Genomic DNA, 19,907 nt, shown 5'->3' on the forward strand with positions numbered 1-19,907 from the left:
CGGTCCTACGGTGGGGGCATGAGCAACCCCGGCGAGACAGGTGACCTGACCGAAGCGGTGCGCCCGACCTGGGCGACGGCGTTCCTCGACTTCGCGCCGGAGGGGTTCGAGGCCGGGGTGGACTTCTGGTCGGCGCTCACGGCGTACGACGTGTCGCCGCCGCGCGGCGACGACGGCGAGTTCGCGACGCTGCTGCCGCCCGCCGGTGACGACTGCCTGCGGGTGCAGCGGCTGCGGGAGGGCCCCGACGACGTGCACGTCGACCTCCACGTCGCCGACCCGCGGGCCGCCGCGGAGCGGGCGCGCCGGCTCGGCGCGACCGAGGTGGAAGACCGGGGCTATGTCGTGATGCGCTCGCCCGGCGGCCTCGGCCTGTGCTTCGTGCACGCCGGCGAGTCGACCCGGCCGCGGCCGACGGAGTGGCCGGAGGGGCATACGTCGCTGCTCGACCAGGTGTGCATCGATGCCCCGGCGCCGGCCTACGACGCGGAGTGCGCGTTCTGGGCGGCGGTGACGGGGTGGGGAGCTCGCCGAGCACCCCGACGAGCCGGAGTTCCGGCGCCTGGTGCGGCCGCCGGAGCAGCCGGTCCGCTTCCTCCTGCAGCTGCTGGAGGAGGACTCCGGACCGGTCCGCGCCCACCTCGACTGGGCGACGCTCGACCGGGACGCCGAGGTCCGGCGGCACGTCGCGGCCGGCGCCGAGCTGGTCGGCGTGCACGAGCAGTGGACGGTGCTCGCCGACCCCAACGGCCGGGCCTACTGCGTCACCGACCGCGATCCCGCGGTCGGCGCCTCGGGTTGACGGTCTGGCTAGCGTCGGCGACATGGACGACACCGACCGCCGGGACCCACCGCTGCGAGCCGACGAGGTGACCACGGTCCGCGCTTACCTCGACTACCACCGCGACACGCTGCGCTGGAAGGTCGACGGCCTCACCCGCGAGCAGCTCGCCCAGACGCTGCCGCCGAGCACGATGACGCTGGGCGGCATGCTCAAGCACCTGGCGCTGGTGGAGTGGAGCTGGTTCGAGCGCGTCCTGCACGGCCGGCCGCCGGTGTCGCCGTTCGTGGACGTCGACTGGGACGCCGACCCCGACTGGGACTGGCACTCCGCCGTCGACGACAGCCCCGAGCAGCTGCGGCAGTGGTTCGACGAGGCGGTCGCCCGCGCCGACGCGGCGATCGACGAGGCACTGGCCGCCGGCAAGGGGCTCGACGTCGAGTCCGCCCTTCCCTCGCGTCGCGAAGAGGGCCACTTCACGCTGCGGTGGATCCTGCTGCACATGATCGAGGAGTACGCCCGCCACAACGGTCACGCCGACCTGCTGCGCGAGGCGATCGACGGCCGCACGGGGGAGTGAGCCCGTCAGTCGGCCCCGTCAGTCGGCCCCGGTCAGTCGGCCCGGTCGGCAGGGTGGAAGCCCGGCAGGAACTCCTCCATGATCGCCCGGAACGGCGCCTCGGCCTCGAGCTGGCTCAGCACGCCGACGCCGCCGAGCCAGGTGCGGTGGATCAGCACGTACTGCGGCGGCAGGTTGAGCTTGGTCGAGACGGTGTACGCCGGGTCGCGGGGGTTGTTGACGCGCTGGAACTGCTCGCGCATCCAGGCGCGGGAGAAGCGGAACCGCTCGACGAGCGTCGGCTCCACGAACGGTGACAGGTAGTCCATGAGCAGCTGCGGGTCGACCTTGATCCGGTCCTTGAGGAAGCCCTCCTCGCGGAGCCCGTCGATCAGGGCCTCGCCGTCGCCGGCCGCGCAGAGGCTGATCAGCCGCCCCATCGGCTCGGGCAGCCCTCGTTGCGGCAACCGCGCGACGGCGCCGTAGTCGAGGACGCCGAGCCGGCCGGGTGCGCCGTCCTCGGTGGGGAGGATCCGGTAGTTGCCGGGGTGCGGGTCGGCGTGGAGCAGGCCGGTGCGCGCCGGGCCGGAGAAGAGGAACCGGGTGAAGAGCTGGCCGTAGTGGTCGCGCTCCTCGGAGGAGCCGCCGGCGATCACCGTCGCCAGCGACGCGGGGGACTCGAGCCACTCGGTGACGAGCACCCGCGGCCCCGACCGCGACGACGTCGGGCACGACGATGTCGGGGTCGTCGGCGAAGGACCGGGCGAACTCGCGCTGCGCCTCGGCCTCGAGGTCGTAGTCGAGCTCGTCCTTGGCGCGGGCCTGGACCTCGTCGACCAGGGGCTTCATGTCGACGCCGGGCATCAGCGGGCCGATCGCCCGTGCCGCGCGGGCGAGCGTGCGCAGGTCGGACTCCAGCGCGGCCCCCGCGTCGGGGTACTGCACCTTGACCGCGACCTCACGTCCGTCGTGCCAGCGCCCCTTGTGCACCTGGCCGATCGACGCGGCCGCCGCCGGGCCGCCGTCGAGCCAGACCAGCCGGGCCTTCCAGTCGGCGCCGAGGTCGGCCTCGAGGATGTCGCGCACGGTCTGGGTCGGCATCGGCGGTGCGGAGTCCTGGAGGCGGGTCAGGTGCTCGCGGTAGGGCGCGGCCATCTCCTCGGGCAGCGCCGACTCGAGCACCGACAGGGCCTGGCCGAACTTCATCGCCCCGCCCTTCAGCTCCCCGAGCGTGCGGAACAGCTGGTCGGCGGTCCGCTGCTGGATCTCGGTCATCACCGCCTCGGCCGGAGCACCGCCGAGCCGCTTGCCGAAGCCGAGCGCCGTGCGGCCGGCGTACCCCAGTGGCAGGGCGGCGAGCCGCGCGGTGCGCGCGGCGGCCTTGCGAGGGAGCTCCGACATGCAGCCATTGTCCCTGACGCCTGGTCACGGCGACCGGGCGAACGGCGGCCGGCTCAGGGAAGGCGCTTGCGCTGGCGCTCCAGGAACGAGCGGCCCCGGCCGGCGGCCTTCGACAGGCCCTTCCGTGCGCTGCCGGCGCCGTCCTCGACCGCCTTGCCGGCCTCCGACACCGGGTGCCGCACCGGGCGCGGCACGAGCAGCGCCATCGCCGTCCGGAACAGCTTGCGGGCCAGCCACAGCAGCGGGATGCCGAGCGGCAGCAGCACGATCGTCACCGACAGCAGCACGCCCACCAGCCCCAGCAGACCGGCGAGGACCCACAGCAGCGACCCGCCGACGACGTTGAGCACGCGCACGAGCCACCTCCCTCTCCCGCACGGAGTGGTACCCGGCGGGCGAGCGGCCAGCCGCCGGTCTGTCACGGACGGCTCGACCGGAAACCAGGATGCAGACGGCCCCCGGACCGGCGATGCTCGTCCGGTGAGGTACGAACGCTTGTGGGAACGGCTCCTCGAGTTCCTGGACGAGTGGGCCACGGTGACCGAGGTCGAGCCCGGGCGGCTCCGGGTCGTCGTCGACGGGGCCGACGGGACCTTGCGCGTCGTCGAGATCCTGATGTCCCGGCAGGAGTGGGACGACATGGTCTCCATCCCGTTCGGCGACTTCGCGCCGGCAGCCGACGAGGTCCGCCGCGCGGTCCTCGCGCTCACCGACGACCAGCGCTACCTCGTCTACGAGAACTACGAGCTCGTCCCTTCCACGACACCCGTCCTCCCGGTGGATCCCGAGGAGGAGCGCCTCGCCGAGCTCGCGCGCCGGCACCCGGAGGGCTTCGGCCGCTGGGTCGCCATCGACTGGGACGGCAACGTCGTGGACGAGCTCGGACCGCCCCGGAGCTGACCGGCGACGGGTGCCCGACCGCGCGGCCGCCCGGCCGCCGCCTACATGAAGCGCCGTACCTCCTGCGGCCAGCCGCAGGCCTCGGCGACCTTGACGGCCCAGACCCGGGCGGTCTCCTCGTCGGGCACGTCGACGGCGCAGAACCCGCCGAGGACCTCCTTGGTCTCGACGTAGGGCCCGTCGGTCAGCAGCACCTCGTCGGCGCCCTGGGTGGGGTCGGCGCTGAACACCGGGCCGTGCTCCTCCAGGCCGCCGGCGAGGAGGTAGACGCCGGCCTCCTTCATCTCGTCGACGACGGCGTTGGCCAGCGGCGCGCGGCTGCGGAACCACTCCCGCGGTGTGGTCGCCGACCCACTGCTGGTTGAAGTAGATGAGGTACTGGGGCACGTCCGCTCCTCCGTCCGGGCAGGCCCGACGCCCGCCGCTGCCTACGCTACGAACGGGAGGCGGCGGATACGACAGGTCCCAGGCGAGCCGCTCAGGCGGTCTGCGGGAACGGCACCCCGGTGTTGGCGTGGCAGCGGTAGCCGTAGGGCACCTTGTGGAGGTACTGCTGGTGCTCGGGCTCGGCGTAGTAGTACGGCCCGGCGGGGACGATCTCGGTGGTGATCTCGCCGTAGCCGCGGCGGGTGATCTCGTCGCCGTAGACCTTGGTCAGCTCGCGCGCGACCTGCTCCTGCTCGGGGGTCGTGTAGTAGATGCCGGAGCGGTACTGCGTGCCGATGTCGTTGCCCTGCCGCATGCCCTGGGTCGGGTCGTGGACCTCGAAGAACTTCTTGACCAGGTCGGCGTACGACACCTGGGCCGGGTCGAACACGACGCGCACGGCCTCGGTGTGGCCGGTGCGGCCGGAGCAGACCTCCTCGTACGTCGGGTTCGGGGTGATGCCGCCGGTGTAGCCCACCGACGTCGACCACACGCCCGGCATCTTCCAGTAGAGCTCCTCGGCGCCCCAGAAGCAGCCGAGCCCGAAGACCGCGACCTCCATGCCCTCGGGCACCTCGTCGGTCACGACCGGGGTCCCGAGCACCTCGTGGCGGGCAGGCACCTGGAACGTGGGCGCGTCGCGGCCCGGGAGCGCCTGCGCGGCGTCGACCATCTCGGTCTTGTGGCGGGAGAGGAACATGCCTCCATTCTCCCCCGCGGCGCAAGCGCCCGACCACGGTCGGCGCAGCCGCTGAGTAGGCTCGCGAGGGTGACCCAGGAGCACCGGAGCAAGAGCGGCTTCGAGACCCGCGCCATCCATGCGGGCTACGAGCCGGACCCCACGACCGGAGCGGTGATCCCGCCCATCTACGCCACCTCCACCTACAAGCAGGACGGGGTCGGCGGCCTGCGCGGCGGCTACGAGTACAGCCGCAGCGCCAACCCCACCCGCACCGCCCTCGAGGGCGCGCTCGCCGCGCTCGAGGAGGGGGAGCGAGGCTTCGCGTTCGCGTCCGGCCTGGCGGCCGAGGACACCATCGTCCGGGCGCTGTGCCGCCCCGGCGACCACGTGGTCCTCCCCGGCGACGCGTACGGCGGCACCTACCGGCTGTTCGACAAGGTCATCCGGCCGTGGGGCCTCGAGCACACGCCGGCGCCCGTGCACGACACCGACGCCGTGCGTGCGGCGGTCCGGCCGGGGCGGACGAAGCTGGTCTGGGTCGAGACGCCGACCAACCCGCTGCTCAACATCGCCGACATCGAGGCGCTCGCCGGGGTGGCCCACGAGGCGGGCGCCCTGCTCGTCGTCGACAACACCTTCGCGTCGCCGTACCTCCAGCAGCCGCTCACCCTCGGTGCCGACCTGGTGGTGCACTCGACCACGAAGTACGTCGGCGGCCACTCCGACGTCGTCGGCGGCGCCGTCGTCGTGCGCGACCTCGAGGTCGCCGAGCAGGTCGCGTTCCACCAGAACGCGGTGGGCGCGGTGCCGGGGCCGTTCGACGCGTTCCTGACCCACCGCGGCATCAAGACGCTCGGCGTCCGGATGGACCGCCACAGCGACAACGCCGAGCGGGTCGTCGACTTCCTCACCAGCCACCCGAAGGTGGGCGACGTGGTCTACCCGGGGCTGGAGACCCACCCCGGGCACCGGGTCGCGCAGCGGCAGATGCGCCGCTTCGGCGGGATGGTGTCGTTCCGCTGCGAGGGCGGCGAGGAGGCCGCGCTGCGGGTCTGCGAGCGGGCGGAGGTGTTCACGCTCGGCGAGTCGCTCGGCGGGGTGGAGTCGCTGATCGAGCACCCGGGCCGGATGACGCACGCGTCGGTGGCCGGCACCGCGCTGGAGGTGCCCGCCGACCTGGTCCGGCTCAGCGTCGGCATCGAGGCCGCCGACGACCTGGTCGCCGACCTGGAGCAGGCGCTCGGGTGACCGGCGCCCGCGCGGCGGCCGGCGGCGCGGTGCTGTGCGTCGACGTCGGGTCGACGTTCACCAAGGCGCTGCTCGTCGACCTCGCCGAGGCGCGGATCGTCGCCCGGGCCGACCGGCCGACGTTCGGCACCGGTGACGTGATGGACGCGATCGACGGCTGCCGCGCCGACCTGGCGGCGACCGACCCGCGGGCCGAGCAGGCCGAGGTGCTCGCCTGCTCCAGCGCGGGCGGCGCACTCTGGATCGCGGTCGTCGGCAACGAGGAGCTGGTCACGGCCGAGGCCGGGCGGCGGGTCGCGCTCTCCAGCGGCGGGCGGGTGACCGCCGTCGTCGCGCTCGCGGGCCGCGAGCACGCCGCCGTGGTGGCGCAGCTGGCGGGGCTCACCCGTCCGGCGCGCGACCGCAGCGAGGTCGATGTCGTCCTGCTCACCGGCGGCACCGACGGCGGCAACGCCGAGGCGCTGCTCGCGGGTGCCCGGGCGCTGGTCGACGCCGGGTGGACCGGGCCGACCGTGGTCTCGGGCAACGTCGAGGCCTACGACGAGGTGGCGCGGGTGCTGGCCGGGCGGCCGCACGTGCTGGCGGACAACGTCGTGCCCCGCATCGGCGTGCTGGCCCCCGACGGAGCCCGCAGCGCGATCCGCGAGGCGTTCCTGCGGCACGTGATCGGCGGCAAGGGCCTGAGCCGGGGCTCCGAGTTCGCCGCGCTCGTGCGTGGCGCCACGCCCGACGTCGTGCTGACCGGCGTCGAGCTGCTCGCCCACGGGCTCGACGAGCAGCACCCCGGCGCGGGCGACGTGGCGGTGGTCGACGTCGGCGGCGCCACCACCGACGTCTACTCCGTCCTCACCGTCGACCCCGAGCTCTCCGAGGCGGGCGGCCTCGCCCGCGAGGTGGTCGCGCCCACCTCCGCCAACCGCACGGTCGAGGCCGACCTCGGCATGCGCTGGTCCGCCCGCGGCGTCCTGGAGGCGGTCGGCGACGCCGCGAGCCCGGGGCTGCGGGAGGCGGTCGCCCGGCTCACGGCTGCGCCCGGCTCCGTGCCCGCCGACGACGCGGCGTACGACGTCGACGAGGAGCTGGCGCGGATCGCGGCGACGACCGCCGTACGCCGCCACGCCGGGCGGTCCCGCGTCGTGCTCGCCCCGGACGGCCGGGTGGTCGAGCGCACCGGTGTCGACCTGCGGGAGGTCGCGCTGCTCGTCGGCAGCGGCGGCGTGCTGCGGCACGGACGCCCCGGCGCCGCCGACCGGGTGCTCGGCAGCCTGGTGACGACCGGCGACCCGGAGGGCTGGCAGCTGCCCGAGCGGGCCCGGGTGGTCGTGGACGACGACTACCGGCTGATGGCGGTCGGCCTGCTCGCCGGGCCCCACCCCGAGGTGGCTCACCGGCTGGCCGCCGGGCTCGGGTCTAAGGTGGCGCCGTGACGGAGGATCGGCCTGTCCCGGACCCGGCGGGACGACCGGGCGACTCGCCCCCGGGAGGACCGGCCGGGGGAGCCGGAGGCGGGTGTCGGCGGCGATGTCGGAAGCTTCGCCGGCAGCGACGCCGAGCCGCCCCCGAGCACCGGCACCGGCCGCGGTTCCCGCGCCGCCGGCGCAGCGCCGACGATGACCGCGAGCACCCCGACCGGCCCGACCAGCCCGACCAGCCCGACCGCCGGGAGGGCGAGAGCGTCGAGAGCATCCTGCAGCGGTTCACCCACCAGTGGGCGCAGCTGCGGGAGGAGCGCCGCACCGAGCCGACGCCGATCACCGCCGGCCCGTCCCGGTTCGGCCGGGCGGAGGTGCCGTGGGGGCTCGACCTGGCGGCTGCCTGGGCGTGGCGGCTGCTCGTCATCGCCGGCGCCGGCTACCTGGTGCTGTGGCTGGTCGGCTACTTCTCCGTCGTCACCATCCCGCTGGCCGTCGCCCTCCTCGTCAGCGCGCTCGCCAGCCCACTGGTCCACCTGCTCACCCGGGCGAAGGTGCCGCGCGGCCTCGCGGCGCTGCTCGTGGTGCTCACCGGCATCGCCGGGGTGACGGCGCTGCTCACCTTCGCCGGCCAGCAGGTCGCGGCCGGCGCCAACGACCTCGCCGACTCCACCGTCCAGGGGCTGCAGGAGATCCGGGACTGGCTGCGCGACGGCCCCGTCAACGCCAGCGACTCCCAGATCAACGACTGGATCCAGAGCGCCCAGGAGATGATCCAGGAGCGCTCGCGCGACGGCGAGACGCTCAACCAGGCGACCGAGCTCGGCAGCGCCGTGGGGCACGTGTTCGCGGGGCTTCTTCATCGCGCTGTTCGCGACGTACTTCTTCCTCGCCGACGGCGGCCGGATCTGGTCGTGGCTGGTCCGGCTCTCCCCGCGGGTGGCGCGGGAGCGGATCGACAGCTCGGGCAAGGTGGCCTGGATCTCGCTGGTGCAGTTCGTGCGCGCGACGGTGCTGGTGGCGGCAGTCGACGCCGCCGGGGTGATGATCGGCGCGGCGATCCTCGACGTGCCGTTCGTGCTGGCGATCGGCGTCCTGGTCTTCCTCGGCGCCTTCGTGCCGCTGATCGGCGCGACCATCGCCGGCACCGTCGCGGTGCTGGTGGCGCTGGTCGACCAGGGGCCGATCACGGCGCTGATCATGCTCGCGGTGATCATCGGCGTGCAGCAGCTCGAGGGCCACGTGCTGCAGCCGTTCCTGCTCGGCCGCTGGGTATCGCTCCACCCGTTGGGCGTGATCGTCGCCCTCGCCTGTGGTGTGCTGGTGGCGGGCATCGTCGGCGCGCTCGTCGCGGTGCCGCTGGCCGCCGCCGTCAACGCCGTCGTGCTCCACCTCGCCGAGCTGGCGCAGATGCCGGTCGAGGAGGCGGTCGACGAGCTCGAGGACGAGGTGATCGATGTCTGAGCAGCCCGGCGACCCGGGGCAGACCGTCACGCTGGCGGACGTCGAGGCGGCCCGGCCGCTGGTCGACTCCGTCGCGGTGCCGACGCCGATGCTGGAGTCGCGCTGGCTCTCCGGCCTGGTCGGCGCGCCGGTGCACCTCAAGTGCGAGAACCTCCAGCGCACCGGCTCGTTCAAGGTCCGCGGGGCCGCGACCCGGATCGCCCGGCTGTCCGAGGAGGAGCGGGCCCGCGGCGTCGTGGCGGCCTCCGCCGGCAACCACGCCCAGGGCGTCGCCCTCGCCGCGCAGCAGCACGGCATCCGGGCCACCGTGTTCATGCCCGACGGCGCCCCGATCCCCAAGGAGCGCGCCACCCGCGGCTACGGCGCCGAGGTGGTGTTCGCCGGAGCGGTCCTCGAGGACGCGCTCGCGGAGGCGCGGGAGTTCTCCGACCGCACCGGGGCGGTGCTGATCCACCCCTTCGACCACGTCGACATCGTCGCCGGGCAGGGCACCCTCGGCCTCGAGATCGCCGAGCAGTGCCCGCAGGCGGCGACGGTGGTGATCCCCACCGGCGGCGGTGGCCTCGTCGCCGGGTCCGCCGTGGCGCTCAAGGCGCTGCGCCCGGACCTCCGGGTCGTGGGCGTGCAGGCGGCCGCCGCCGCGGCGTACCCGCCGTCGCTCGCCGAGGGCCGGCCGGTGCGGCTGGCACAGATGGCGACGATGGCCGACGGCATCGCGGTCGGGCAGCCCGGCGACCTGACCTTCCGGCTGGTGCGTGAGCACGTCGACGAGGTGCTCACCGTCTCCGAGGAGTCCCTGTCCCGCGCCCTGCTGGCGCTGGTGGAGCGGGAGAAGCTCGTCGTCGAGCCGGCCGGCGCCGCCGCCGCGGCCGCGCTCTGCGAGGCGCCCGAGCACTTCCGGGGGCCGGTCGTCGTCGTGCTGTCGGGCGGCAACATCGACCCGCTGCTGCTCGGCAAGGTCATCCGCCACGGCATGTCCGCCGCCCGGCGCTACCTCAACCTGCAGGTCACCATCGCCGACGTGCCGGGCGGCCTGGCCCGGCTGCTGGCCGAGGTCGCCGACGCGGGCGCCAACGTGCTCGAGATCGTGCACGAGCGCATCTCACCGATGCTGCACCTCGACGAGGTCGAGGTCCACCTCCAGCTGGAGACCCGCGGCAGCCCGCACGCCGAGGCCGTGCTCGAGCGCCTCCGCGCGCACGGCTACCTCGTGCTCGACCGCGGCTGACGCCGGGTCAGCCTAGGTCGGCCTGGGTCAGCTCGTGTACGGCTTGGCGTCGAGGATGACGACCTTGAGCATCTTCCCGTTGGGCGCCTCGTACTCGACGGTCTCGCCGATCTTGTGGTCGATGATCGCGGCGCCGAGCGGCGACTGGGGCGAGTAGACGGTGAGGCCCTCGGGCTCGATCTCGCGGGCGCCGAGGAGGAAGGTCTCGGCCTCGTCGTCGTCATCGCCCTCGAACTTGTAGGTGACGACCATCCCCGGCTCGACGACGCCGTCGTCCGGCGGGGTCTCGCCGACCTCGGCGCGTCGCAGGATGTCCTCGACCTGGCGGATCCGGGCCTCGATCCGGCCCTGCTCGTCCTTGGCCGCGTGGTAGCCGCCGTTCTCCTTCAGGTCACCCTCGTCCCGCGCCGCGCTGATGCGGGCGATGATCTCCTGACGCTGCGGCCCCTTGAGGTCCTCCAGCTCCGCGCGGAGCTTGTCGTAGGCGTCCTGGGTGAGCCAGATCGTGTTCTGGTCGGTCTGCGTCATCTCGGGTACTCCTGGGTGAAAAGCGGATATGGCGGTCGTACGTCGGCGGGTCCGGCTCTCCTGGCCACGCTCACGGGCGGCCGATCGTTCGGGCGGGAAGCGCGTCGGGGGCTCGTCTCGCAGCCCCGCCGGACGCGCTCGGGTCCGGACAGAACTTCAAGTCTAACAAGCCGGCCGCCGAACCGCAGGTCCGGCGGACTTCTCAGCGCGGCCGGGGCTGTCCCTCGGCGGTGCACCCGACCTTCTCCACGGCGGTCGCCCGGCGCTCGGTCGCGATCTCGACGGTGTGGTCGTGCTGCCCGGTCTCCTCGGGGACGAACGTCTGCTGCCCGACGACCGCCTTGTCCGGCGCGAGCGCCCGCACCGTGCAGCGCGGGTCGGACGCCTCGTCGTCCAGGTCGACCCGGAGCACCACGGTCACGGTGTGCTCGTCGACGATCTCGTGCTTGACCAGCTCGGAGGCCACGGCGGGGGTTGCTCTGCTCGACGGTGATCCAGGTCCACAGCGCGGCGAGGGCGCCGACCACGACGACGACCAGCCCGATGAGGACACGGCGCCGCCAGCGCGGGGGGCGCGCCGTACCTCTCGGCGAGGGAATCGCGGGAAACGGTCACCGGTTCATGTTCCCATGTCCAGCACTCCTACCATTTCGGGCATGCCCGCCCCCGCCAGCCGAGCCGGCCTGCGACTCATGCACGTGCACGCGCACCCGGACGACGAGTCGAGCAAGGGGGCGGCCTCCACCGCCCGCTACGTCGCCGAGGGCGTCGACGTCCACGTCGTGACGTGCACCGGTGGCGAGCGCGGCTCGGTGCTCAACCCGAAGATGGACCGGCCAGACGTGTGGGCCAACATCAGCGAGATCCGGCGCCAGGAGATGGAGCGGGCGCGAGACATCCTCGGCGTCCGGCAGGACTGGCTGGGCTTCGTCGACTCCGGCTGGCCGGAGGGCGACCCCAAGCCGCCGTTGCCGGAGGGGTGCTTCGCGCTGGTGCCGCTGGAGGAGGCGACCGAGCGGCTGGTGCGGCTGGTGCGGGCGTTCCGGCCGCACGTGATCACGACCTACGACGAGCGCGGCGGCTACCCCCACCCCGACCACATCCGCTGCCACGAGGTGAGCGTCGCGGCCTTCCACGCGGCGGGCGACCCGGAGCGGTTCCCCCGGCGCGGGGGAGCCGTGGCAGCCGTCGAAGCTCTACTACCACCACTCCTTCAACCGGCCGCGCATGCAGGCGCTGCACGAGGCGATGCTCGAGCACGGCCTGGAGTCGCCGTGGGAGGAGCGGCTGAAGACCTGGGAGCCGGAGCCGGAGTGGGACGCCCGGATCACGACCCGCGTGCCGTGCGCCGACTACTTCGGCGTCCGTGACCAGGCGCTGCTCGCGCACGCCACGCAGATCGACCCGGACGGGGCGTGGTTCGCGATCCCGCGGGAGATCCAGGAGAAGGTGTGGCCGACCGAGGACTACGAGCTCGTGGTGAGCCACGTGGCGACGCAGACCCCGGAGGACGACCTGTTCGCGGGCATCGACCCCGGGGTGGGAGACTGACGGGGTGTACGCCGACCTGGTCCTCCTGATCGCCGCCCAGCCCGAGGACGAGGACGTGGTGGCCGGGCCGATCGGCGCCCTCGTCTTCTTCGGGCTGGTCGTCGCGGTCGCGCTGCTGCTCTGGAGCTTCACCCGGCGGCTGAAGAAGGTCGACCGGGCCCGCGAGGAGGGCGTCTACGGCGACCCGCCCTCGCACGAGCGGACCGACGCGGCCGACGACGGCTCCGCCGGCAGCGGTGACTCCGGCAGCTCCGGCGGCGACGCCGGGGGCAGCGGCGACTGAGGGCCAGCGGTGCCGGGGCTCGACCAGGCGCTCGCGTTCGGCCTCGCGGCCGTCGTGCTCATCGTCGTCCCGGGACCGAGCGTGGTGTTCGTCGTCGGCCGGGCCGTCGCCTACGGCCAGCGGGTCGCGCTCGCGAGCGTGGCCGGCAACACGGCGGGCCTGTTCGTCGTGATGACGCTGGTCGCGGTGGGACTGGGCGCCGTCGTCGCGGAGTCGATCGTGGTCTTCACGGCGATCAAGCTGGCGGGCGCGGCGTACCTCGTCTGGCTGGGGGTGCAGGCCTTCCGCCACCGCCGCGGGCTGCGGGTCGGGGGCGAGAGCCCGCGGGCCGGGCTGTCGTGGTCGCGGGCCGCGCGGCAGGGGTTCGTAGTGGGCGTGAGCAACCCCAAGGCGTTCATGATCTTCGCGGCGCTGCTGCCGCCGTTCGTCGACCCGGGCAGCGGCTCGGTGCCGACGCAGATGTTCGTGCTGGGCGCCGTCGCCGTGGTGCTCGGGCTGGTCTGCGACTCGGTGTGGGCGGTGGCTGCCGGCCGGGCCCGGGACTGGTTCGCCGGCTCCCCGCGCCGTGGCAGCGCCCTCGGCGCCGTCGGCGGCACCTCGATGATCGGGCTCGGGATCGGGATGGCGGTGACCGGTCACCACCGGTAGCTGTTCTGGTCGGGCCCTCGGCGGGGGCTGGTCGCGCTGTCGGCGGGCTGTGGCACATTGCGCGCGTGCCCGAGCGTCCCGATGTGCCCCTGGAGTGGGTGGAGCGGCTGCGCCGCATCTGCGCGCGGTTCCCGCGGTGTGAGGAGCATGCCGCCTGGACCGGCGTCATGTGGCGCGTCGGCAGCAGCACCGTCGCCCACGTCTTCGGCGGTCACGACCAGCTGTTCCGGATCACGTTCCGCGCGGAGATGGACGAGGTGCTCGCGTTCGAGCACCTCGGCGCGCCGTACTTCCGGGTGGGCGGCAACGCCGTCGGCATCCTGCTCGACGACGACACCGACTGGGAGGAGCTGGCCGAGCTGCTGACCGACTCCTACTGCCTGCAGGCGCCCCAGCGGCTCGCTGCGCAGGTCGCGCGGCCGGGTGCCTGAGGGTCGTCAGGGTGAGAGTGGTCCATAGCTCACTCTCACCCTGACGACCTCCCAGGGCGTTCAGCCGTAGGTGTAGAAGCCCCGGCCGGTCTTGCGGCCGAGGAGGCCGGCGTCGACCATCCGCGCCAGCAGCGGCGGGGGGGCGTAGAGCGGCTCCTTGAACTCCTCGTAGAGCGACTCGGCGACGGCCTTGGTGGTGTCGAGGCCGATCAGGTCGGCCAGGGCCAGCGGGCCCTGGGGGTGCGCGGCGCCGCGCACGAGGCCCTGGTCGATGTCCTCGGCGCTGGCGAAGCCGGACTCGTACATCCTGATCGCGGACAGGATGAACGGGATCAGCAGGGCGTTGACCACGAACCCGGCGCGGTCCTGGCAGAGGATCGAGTGCTTACCGAGGCCGCTCTCGACGAAGCCGCGCGCCCGGTCGGTGGTCTCCTCCGACGTCATCAGGCTCGGGACCAGCTCCACGAGGGAGAGCACCGGCACCGGGTTGAAGAAGTGGATGCCGAGCACCTGCTGCGGCCGCTCGGTCACGACCGCGAGCTTCATGATCGGGATCGAGGAGGTGTTGGTCGCGAGGATCGCGTCCGGCGCCTCCACCACCTTGTCGAGGGCGCGGAACAGCTCGGTCTTGGCGTCCTCCCGCTCGACGATCGCCTCGATCACCAGCTCCCGGTCGGCGAGCGCGTCGACCTCGGTGACCAGGGAGATCCGGCCGAGCACGCCGTCCGGGTCGTCGATCTTGCCGCGCTCGGCGGCCCGCCGTACCGACTTCTCGATCCGCGCGCGTGCCGTGTCGGCCGCCCGGGCGTCGGCCTCGACGACGAGGACGTCGCGGCCCGACCGGGCGCACACCTCGGCGATGCCCGACCCCATCAGGCCGCCCCCGACGACGCCGACCCTGCTCAACCCACCCGCTGGCGCTGCTGTCTCCATCGCTTCCTCCTGTTCGGTCCGTCCTTCCTACCGAACGCCGGCGCGGACGCGGGAGGCGGGGTCGTGGTCAGCGCGGGCGCGGCCCGCGTCACCCGGATCGCAGCCGCGGCCCGTGGGTACCGGCCGGGCATGGCTGAACAGGAACGACTCGAAGCGATCCAGGCCGTCGTCGACCGGGTGACCTCCTGGCAGGACGGCGCCACCGAGGGCACCGTCACCGAGGAGCTGCGCCGCGGCGCCCGGGAGGCCGGCGTCGACCTCTCCGACGACGAGGTCGCCCGGCTGGCCGACGTGATCGAGGACCGCCACGGAGCCGTCGACGCCGCGGAGGTGCTCTCCGCCGGCTGAGGTCGTCAGGGTGAGAGTGACCTCTGGATCACTCTCACCCTGACGACCTGGGCGACCACGAGCGCGGCAGACTCGAAGCGTGAACCGCCTCGCCGACGCGACGAGCCCCTACCTCCTCCAGCACAAGGACAACCCGGTCGACTGGTGGGAGTGGGGGGCCGGACGCGTTCGCGGAGGCGCGGCGGCGCGACGTCCCGGTGCTGCTCTCCGTCGGGTACGCCGCGTGCCACTGGTGCCACGAGGTCGTCGCGTAAACGGTCGTTGACGAGATTTCGCGAAACCGCAGGTCAGGCTGGGTTTTGGAGATCGCGCCGGTCCGGGCTGTGTCGCCGATGGACACCGTTTCCGGGGCTTCGTGTATCACTTTCGTGTATCACTCGGGTCTGGGAGCACCGATGAGGCTCTCGCCTCGAGGTTCAAGGTGGACCCTCGCCGGGGAACTGGCGATCCGCATCCGATGCTCCATCACCAAGCCAGGCAACCGCGGGTTCGACGGTTGCGAATCGGTCTAGCTTGGGGAAGGTTCGATGGAGACGCCCAGCGCGCACGATCGCGGCCGTCGCGCCGCATCGCCCCACGGCCCGGCCCGCACGCGAGATTGCCCTTCCGTGCTACTCCATCCTAGCGTAAACTAACGGTCTCGGATCTGCGTTAGCGGCCTCAGAAAGCGAAGACCAAATGCCCAGGAAGACCGCCAAGACTTCCCACGCTGATGCCCCCCATCGTGGTCCCCTCCTTGGAGAAGTACTTCGACAAGGTGGAGGAGCAATCCGTGGTTCGGGGCGGGACGCCTGGCGCCTTGTTCGCCGAGAAGGGCGTGAAGCTCGTCCCCGTCGTTGCGCTGGACCCCGATGCTCCCGCGAAGGTTGCCTATAGGGTCCGCAAGAGCCGTGAGATGAGCCAGGCCGTCATCGCCGAAGTGGGGGAGAACGGCCTTGTGTTCGTCACCGTCCGCGGGCCAGGACCGGACCCCGTGGAAAACCCGAAGCTAAACCGCGGACTCGCCAAAGTCGTGGACGCGATCACCCGGGTCGTGCCGCGGGCAGTGCGCCAGGTCGAGATCACCGAACGCCCGGCCCTGCCGATGACGGCGCCCGCTGAAGAGGAGGAGACCGACCCCGCGATGGAGCGGCTCGCTGTCTCCTCGACCGTGGGGGAGCAGCTAATCATGTTGGCCAGCCGGCTCAGCGACCGTCCGACAGAGTTCGTCCAGCAGATGTTTGTGAGCCTCGCTGACCTCGCGGAGGCTGGTGGAGGGATGGTCGCTCGTCCCGATACCGGACTGACCGAGGCGGAGATCCAGGCACTGCGTGACGCCGACTCGTACGTCGAGGAGGTGCCCGCTTTCTCAAGTCGCGCGCGTACTCGCGTCGCCGCGGCGCGCACCCTGGCGACCTCGCTCACTACTACGGAGGCGGCCAAGATCCTCGGTGTCTCGGACAGCCGCATTCGTCAGCGGATCTCTGAGCACACACTGCTCGCCCAGCGACTGCCTGACGGGTGGCGCCTGCCTGCCTTCCAGTTCCCCGAGGGCAAGGAGCTGCCCGGATGGGCCGAGGTCGCGGAGGCCTTCCCGGAGTCGGTGACGATGCGCGCGGCAGAGAGGTTCATGACCACCCCACATCGCGAGTTGGAGTTGGACGAGGCCGACGCGACCTGTGTCTCGCCCAGCGAGTGGCTGGCAGGCGGCGGCGACGTGGAGACTCTGACGGAGCTGGTTGAGCACGCCTTCGGGCGGATCGCGTGACGGAGAAGCTTCCCAAGCCCGACCCCAGCCGATTCCCCGATCTCCAGGCCAAGCACCTCGTGAAGCTGCCAGCCGGTACCGTGCTGGGCAGGATCAGTTTCACCATGGGCGCCCACCCCGCTCACTGGAACACATTCCGTCACTACGGTCCGACCACGCTCCGCTTCGACCACCACAGCCTGCCCAAACGTGACGGTCAGAAGCGCGGCATCATGTACGCCGCTGTACGGAAGGTCTTCCTCACCCCGGAGGAGCACGCCCGCTCCCCGCACCCGCTGCTGCGCACCTGCTTGGCTGAGGTCTTCCGCGACAGCGGCACCATCGACACCATTACGGACACCCCGACCTTCGCCACGTTCCGGCTTGCCGAGCCCCTCGCGCTGCTGGACCTCGTCGACTCGGACTGGATCACCAAGGCCGGCGGCAATGCGGCCATCTCATCCGGGCTGCGCTCACGCTGCCGAGAGTGGTCCAAGGCCATCTATAACCACTATGGCGACGCACTGGACGGGCTCTACTACGCCTCCTCAAACTTTCCCGCTGCCCGCTCGGTCGCTCTCTACGAGCGCGCCAAGCCCAAGCTGCCAGCCCATCCGACCCTGCTGCAGGAACTCTCGTCGGCCAGGCTCGCCCCAGAGCTCGAGGTCTACGCTGACGACCTGGACTGCGACCTCATTTGAGCGACGATGGGACAGTTCGGCATCTGAGTCGGCTTCCAGCAGCTCTTCGGGCTCTTGGCCAGGCAGAATCTGTGCCACCCCATCGCGTTGATGGCGGTCGCGAATGCTTCGAGACAACGAGCGTGATTCATGACTTCCTCGACCGCAGCGAGGCCGGTGCCTACGTTCGACATAGCTTTGAGTGGCCGGGCCGAAGTGCTGCGCGACCCCGTGGGTGTCGAGTGAACCAAGTTTGCGTTCGACACCTTTGTTGAGCCCTCGGCGGTCGACCGCGCCTTCGGCACTCGGCGAAAAACGCGCTGACTGTGTGAAGCCGGTCGAGTTCTCACGCTCGCGGTGTCGGACCCCTGCGTCACGATGGCTCTACAGGTTGGGATCATGATGGTGGAGGGCAGTCATTGAGCAGCGAGGACGACATCGCGCGACGGGTCCGTTTCTTCGGGGTCCAGGACCTTGCCGCGGGCTGGTACGTCCCGCGCGTCGCTGAGCTCGTCGAGCAGTTCGACCCAGCGAATGCTTCCTCGGATGCGATGGACCTCATCGAGCTTCACAACGTCCAGCAGTATCTCGAGCATGGCTTCTTCCCGCCGGAGTACACCGAGGCGGAACGCGCGACTGCAAGGTCGCGAATCGGCCAGATCCGTAGTCTCGTCGCGAGCTTCTTCTCCTCAATCGACGATGCCAACTGTGCTGCGCTGATCAGCGGTGTCGACCACGAGTACCATGCCGATCTTCTCGAACTACTCGGCCGCCACAAGGCATACGAGCGCTGCAACGCAACCACGATGTTGCGAGTGCTCGAGCAGGCAGGAGTTCACATGAGTGAATTGCTTGCATGCAAGAGGCTCCAGGCCGCGTACGACGCGGAGGTTCGCGATCAGCTGTTGGCCTCGCCCTCGAACGCGGAGCACCTGGTCCGGAAGCACTTGCAGAAGGACGTTCGTGAGGCCGTGCATCTTCCGCGCAGTCTCAGCCAGGCGGACGCGCGGGACCTCCTCGAGCGCTACATCGACAGCCCGGACGCAAACCCCAACTATGTGGGCCTGATCGAGTCTGCACCCGTCAGCTCGGACACCGGGGTGGACGCCAAACTGAAGTTGCGGGCGAAGAGACGCAACGCCGAGATGACCGAGAAGTTCTTCGAGAACAACAAGGGCTTCAGGACGGGCACCGAGGTACGACTCTCGGACGAGCAGGACGCGCCGGTCAAGTTTGAGATGGACGACTCCGATGGACTGATTGCGAGGTTCACATACAGCAGCCGTTGGCTGGACGAGACACAAGACAACCCCAGCATTCTCAACAACTTCCAGCACCTGTTCGAGTTCGCAGATCGAAACGGGTTGCTGACACTCCCGTCGTACCCGGCACAGCTGGGGGGTCTTCGAACGATTTATGGGAACGGCGGGCAAGACCCACTATCAGGTGGGAGCAGGGTTCCGTGCCGTCGACATGAGCAGCCTCCTTCAGACGCGGCTATACCAGCACTATCTGGAGCGCATGGGCAGAGATCTCGAGGAAGTCATCTCCTGGTTCTTCGAGGAGTACATCGTGGAGGAGTTCGGCGCCGCGAACTTCTCGTTCCGGCCGTCAAGCCGCGGAGCCACCTACCTGGAGCGCGTTCGCCACCTCTTCGCCGAGATGGAGAGCGTCACCATCCAGTTCAGCCTCTGGGCCGAGAACGGGGAGGTCGATCGAGACCTCTTGGCGATCACGTCTGATCCGGTTCGTTACAAGCAGGTGCCGAGTTTGCTTCCCGGCAAGTACGTGTATCCGACGGAGAGTCCGGAGATCGTGGGCGTCCTGCACGCGTTGTTCTCGGATCAGTCCTCACTGACCTACATCAGTGAGGACCTCAAAGGGCACGACGCTGCTGACCTGCTGCTGAAGCACAAGGTCGCATACGACGACTTTCACGAGTACCAGAAGCCCGCAATCGACCAGTTGGTTGCGTTCGGCATCCTCGAGAACTCGGGCGAACGCATCCGGATCGCCAATGCCGAGCAGTTCCTCATCCTTCGGTCACTTTTGCGACCGAAGCGTGCAGCTACTTCCACTTGTCCGAGGGCGGGCGCGCGGAGGTCGATGCGATGGTGGCGCGAGGGTGGGTAGTGCGTCGGGCTTCCCTGCTCACGGAAGCGGAGGGGAAGTACTTCAACTACTTCCTCAACAAGGTCGATTTCAGCAATGGGCCTGAGCTGCGGAACAAGTACCTCCACGGGTCGCAGGCCAACGGGGAGGGCGAAGACGCCCACTTCCATGCCTACATCACGGTGCTCAGGCTGATGGTGGCGCTCGTCATCAAGCTGAACGATGACTTCTGTCTGTCGGCAGCTGAACGGTCGCCGTCCGAGCCGACCTAACTCAGCGCGGCTCTGTTGCCGCGTCTGCTCCCTCCCTCATGCCGTCCTACCGCGTGTCTTGGCCTGTGGGAGCCGGTCGATGAGTCGGACCTCCTCGAGCCCCGGCGCGACGTGTGACTCCAGCGCAGCCTCGGCCAATTCCATTCGCTTCTCCTCCCAGTTGAGCAGCTGATCCAGCCGCCAGCGGTCCGGGTGCGTCATGACCGGCGCCGGGACGACGGACCGGTCCTTGAGGTTCTGGTAGCCCTTCGTCTTGCCCCAGCCGTAGCGACGGATCACGTCCTGGGCGCTGAG

General features: G+C 71.3%; 22 protein-coding genes and 4 pseudogenes. 19 read left to right on the plus strand and 7 right to left on the minus strand.

What is annotated here, in order from left to right; translation table 11 throughout:
* The first annotated feature begins 18 nt into the window (after positions 1 to 18).
* Positions 19 to 873, plus strand: a complete 855-nt coding sequence (locus MF408_RS15290) for a VOC family protein (RefSeq protein WP_240248413.1) — start codon at positions 19 to 21, stop codon at positions 871 to 873.
* The gene (locus MF408_RS15295; RefSeq protein ID WP_240248414.1) at positions 870 to 1,361 is read left to right on the plus strand and encodes a DinB family protein; all 492 of its coding nucleotides are present in this window, start codon (positions 870 to 872) and stop codon (positions 1,359 to 1,361) included. The genes MF408_RS15290 and MF408_RS15295 overlap by 4 nt, the downstream gene beginning before the upstream one ends.
* Positions 1,362 to 1,393: 32 nt before the next feature.
* Here MF408_RS15295 and MF408_RS15300 read toward each other — a convergent pair.
* Both MF408_RS15300 and MF408_RS15305 read right to left on the minus strand, forming a co-directional pair.
* Positions 1,394 to 2,741, minus strand: a pseudogene (locus MF408_RS15300) (AarF/ABC1/UbiB kinase family protein).
* 53 nt (positions 2,742 to 2,794) lie between these two features.
* A complete protein-coding gene (locus MF408_RS15305; protein ID WP_240248415.1) occupies positions 2,795 to 3,097 on the minus strand; it encodes a hypothetical protein in 303 nt (100 codons plus the stop codon).
* A 139-nt stretch (positions 3,098 to 3,236) separates the two neighbouring features.
* Here MF408_RS15305 and MF408_RS15310 point away from each other — a divergent pair, with 139 nt between their 5' ends.
* Entirely contained in the window at positions 3,237 to 3,641 is a 405-nt protein-coding gene (locus MF408_RS15310) for a hypothetical protein (RefSeq protein ID WP_240248416.1), read from the plus strand.
* A 41-nt stretch (positions 3,642 to 3,682) separates the two neighbouring features.
* Here MF408_RS15310 and MF408_RS15315 read toward each other — a convergent pair whose 3' ends face one another.
* Together MF408_RS15315 and msrA are read right to left on the minus strand one after the other, a co-directional pair.
* Entirely contained in the window at positions 3,683 to 3,925 is a 243-nt protein-coding gene (locus MF408_RS15315; RefSeq protein WP_240248417.1) for a YciI family protein, read from the minus strand.
* Positions 3,926 to 4,119: 194 nt separating this feature from the next.
* Positions 4,120 to 4,767: a peptide-methionine (S)-S-oxide reductase MsrA gene (gene msrA, locus MF408_RS15320; protein ID WP_240248418.1), complete on the minus strand. Its 648-nt coding sequence runs from the start codon at positions 4,765 to 4,767 to the stop codon at positions 4,120 to 4,122.
* Positions 4,768 to 4,836: 69 nt separating this feature from the next.
* Here msrA and MF408_RS15325 point away from each other — a divergent pair, with 69 nt between their 5' ends.
* The 5 genes and pseudogenes from MF408_RS15325 (at position 4,837) to ilvA (ending at position 10,101) form a co-directional block, all read left to right on the plus strand.
* Entirely contained in the window at positions 4,837 to 5,997 is a 1,161-nt protein-coding gene (locus MF408_RS15325; protein ID WP_240248419.1) for a cystathionine gamma-synthase, read from the plus strand.
* Positions 5,994 to 7,424 (plus strand): glutamate mutase L, encoded by a 1,431-nt coding sequence (locus MF408_RS15330; RefSeq protein ID WP_240248420.1) that lies wholly within the window; start codon positions 5,994 to 5,996, stop codon positions 7,422 to 7,424. Before MF408_RS15325 ends, MF408_RS15330 begins: the two co-directional genes overlap by 4 nt.
* A 431-nt stretch (positions 7,425 to 7,855) precedes the next feature.
* A pseudogene (locus MF408_RS25605) lies at positions 7,856 to 8,170 on the plus strand (AI-2E family transporter); the annotation flags it as partial.
* Between the two features lie 145 nt (positions 8,171 to 8,315).
* Positions 8,316 to 8,873, plus strand: coding sequence for an AI-2E family transporter (locus MF408_RS25610; protein WP_275693484.1), 558 nt, complete (start codon positions 8,316 to 8,318; stop codon positions 8,871 to 8,873).
* Positions 8,866 to 10,101, plus strand: coding sequence for a threonine ammonia-lyase (gene ilvA, locus MF408_RS15340; RefSeq protein ID WP_240248421.1), 1,236 nt, complete (start codon positions 8,866 to 8,868; stop codon positions 10,099 to 10,101). The genes MF408_RS25610 and ilvA overlap by 8 nt, the downstream gene beginning before the upstream one ends.
* A gap of 27 nt (positions 10,102 to 10,128) precedes the next feature.
* Here the strand turns inward: ilvA and greA are convergent, their stop codons facing one another.
* Complete coding sequence (gene greA / locus MF408_RS15345) at positions 10,129 to 10,629, minus strand: transcription elongation factor GreA (protein ID WP_240248422.1); 501 nt, start codon at positions 10,627 to 10,629, stop codon at positions 10,129 to 10,131.
* A 202-nt stretch (positions 10,630 to 10,831) separates the two neighbouring features.
* Complete coding sequence (locus MF408_RS15350) at positions 10,832 to 11,095, minus strand: DUF4307 domain-containing protein (RefSeq protein WP_240248423.1); 264 nt, start codon at positions 11,093 to 11,095, stop codon at positions 10,832 to 10,834.
* A gap of 190 nt (positions 11,096 to 11,285) precedes the next feature.
* Here MF408_RS15350 and mca point away from each other — a divergent pair.
* The 4 genes and pseudogenes from mca (at position 11,286) to MF408_RS15370 (ending at position 13,542) form a co-directional block, all read left to right on the plus strand.
* Positions 11,286 to 12,180: pseudogene (gene mca / locus MF408_RS15355) on the plus strand (mycothiol conjugate amidase Mca).
* A gap of 4 nt (positions 12,181 to 12,184) precedes the next feature.
* A complete protein-coding gene (locus MF408_RS15360; protein ID WP_240248424.1) occupies positions 12,185 to 12,463 on the plus strand; it encodes a hypothetical protein in 279 nt (92 codons plus the stop codon).
* A gap of 9 nt (positions 12,464 to 12,472) precedes the next feature.
* Entirely contained in the window at positions 12,473 to 13,111 is a 639-nt protein-coding gene (locus tag MF408_RS15365) for a LysE family translocator (RefSeq protein ID WP_240248425.1), read from the plus strand.
* 65 nt (positions 13,112 to 13,176) lie between these two features.
* On the plus strand, positions 13,177 to 13,542 hold the full coding sequence (locus tag MF408_RS15370) for an MmcQ/YjbR family DNA-binding protein (protein ID WP_240248426.1): 366 nt from the start codon (positions 13,177 to 13,179) through the stop codon (positions 13,540 to 13,542).
* Positions 13,543 to 13,602: 60 nt separating this feature from the next.
* Here the strand turns inward: MF408_RS15370 and MF408_RS15375 are convergent, their stop codons facing one another.
* Entirely contained in the window at positions 13,603 to 14,475 is an 873-nt protein-coding gene (locus MF408_RS15375; RefSeq protein ID WP_240248427.1) for a 3-hydroxybutyryl-CoA dehydrogenase, read from the minus strand.
* Between the two features lie 129 nt (positions 14,476 to 14,604).
* Here MF408_RS15375 and MF408_RS15380 point away from each other — a divergent pair, with 129 nt between their 5' ends.
* From MF408_RS15380 to MF408_RS15410, 7 genes and pseudogenes are all read left to right on the plus strand, one after another.
* Positions 14,605 to 14,823 carry a hypothetical protein gene (locus MF408_RS15380; RefSeq protein WP_240248428.1) on the plus strand — a complete coding sequence of 73 codons (219 nt, stop codon included), beginning with the start codon at positions 14,605 to 14,607 and terminating at the stop codon, positions 14,821 to 14,823.
* A 194-nt stretch (positions 14,824 to 15,017) separates the two neighbouring features.
* Positions 15,018 to 15,077, plus strand: a pseudogene (locus tag MF408_RS26950) (DUF255 domain-containing protein); the annotation flags it as partial.
* A gap of 482 nt (positions 15,078 to 15,559) precedes the next feature.
* The gene (locus tag MF408_RS15390) at positions 15,560 to 16,570 is read left to right on the plus strand and encodes a helix-turn-helix domain-containing protein (protein ID WP_240248429.1); all 1,011 of its coding nucleotides are present in this window, start codon (positions 15,560 to 15,562) and stop codon (positions 16,568 to 16,570) included.
* Positions 16,567 to 17,250: an RES domain-containing protein gene (locus MF408_RS15395; protein WP_240248430.1), complete on the plus strand. Its 684-nt coding sequence runs from the start codon at positions 16,567 to 16,569 to the stop codon at positions 17,248 to 17,250. Before MF408_RS15390 ends, MF408_RS15395 begins: the two co-directional genes overlap by 4 nt.
* A gap of 398 nt (positions 17,251 to 17,648) precedes the next feature.
* Complete coding sequence (locus tag MF408_RS15400; protein WP_240248431.1) at positions 17,649 to 18,971, plus strand: hypothetical protein; 1,323 nt, start codon at positions 17,649 to 17,651, stop codon at positions 18,969 to 18,971.
* On the plus strand, positions 18,955 to 19,362 hold the full coding sequence (locus tag MF408_RS15405; RefSeq protein ID WP_240248432.1) for a hypothetical protein: 408 nt from the start codon (positions 18,955 to 18,957) through the stop codon (positions 19,360 to 19,362). The genes MF408_RS15400 and MF408_RS15405 overlap by 17 nt, the downstream gene beginning before the upstream one ends.
* Entirely contained in the window at positions 19,362 to 19,613 is a 252-nt protein-coding gene (locus MF408_RS15410) for a hypothetical protein (protein ID WP_240248433.1), read from the plus strand. The genes MF408_RS15405 and MF408_RS15410 overlap by 1 nt, the downstream gene beginning before the upstream one ends.
* The last annotated feature ends 294 nt before the right edge of the window (positions 19,614 to 19,907 follow it).

The sequence above is a fragment of the Nocardioides sp. TF02-7 genome, from assembly GCF_022437945.1.
GTDB lineage: Bacteria > Actinomycetota > Actinomycetes > Propionibacteriales > Nocardioidaceae > Nocardioides.

Coding starts and splice junctions, on each gene's coding strand:
- MF408_RS15290 (WP_240248413.1), top strand. CDS start 19: ATGAGCAACCCCGGCGAGACAGGTGACCTGACCGAAGCGGTGCGCCCG.
- msrA (WP_240248418.1), bottom strand. CDS start 4,767: ATGTTCCTCTCCCGCCACAAGACCGAGATGGTCGACGCCGCGCAGGCG.
- ilvA (WP_240248421.1), top strand. CDS start 8,866: ATGTCTGAGCAGCCCGGCGACCCGGGGCAGACCGTCACGCTGGCGGAC.
- greA (WP_240248422.1), bottom strand. CDS start 10,629: ATGACGCAGACCGACCAGAACACGATCTGGCTCACCCAGGACGCCTAC.
- MF408_RS15375 (WP_240248427.1), bottom strand. CDS start 14,475: ATGGAGACAGCAGCGCCAGCGGGTGGGTTGAGCAGGGTCGGCGTCGTC.
- MF408_RS15315 (WP_240248417.1), bottom strand. CDS start 3,925: ATGAAGGAGGCCGGCGTCTACCTCCTCGCCGGCGGCCTGGAGGAGCAC.
- MF408_RS15380 (WP_240248428.1), top strand. CDS start 14,605: ATGGCTGAACAGGAACGACTCGAAGCGATCCAGGCCGTCGTCGACCGG.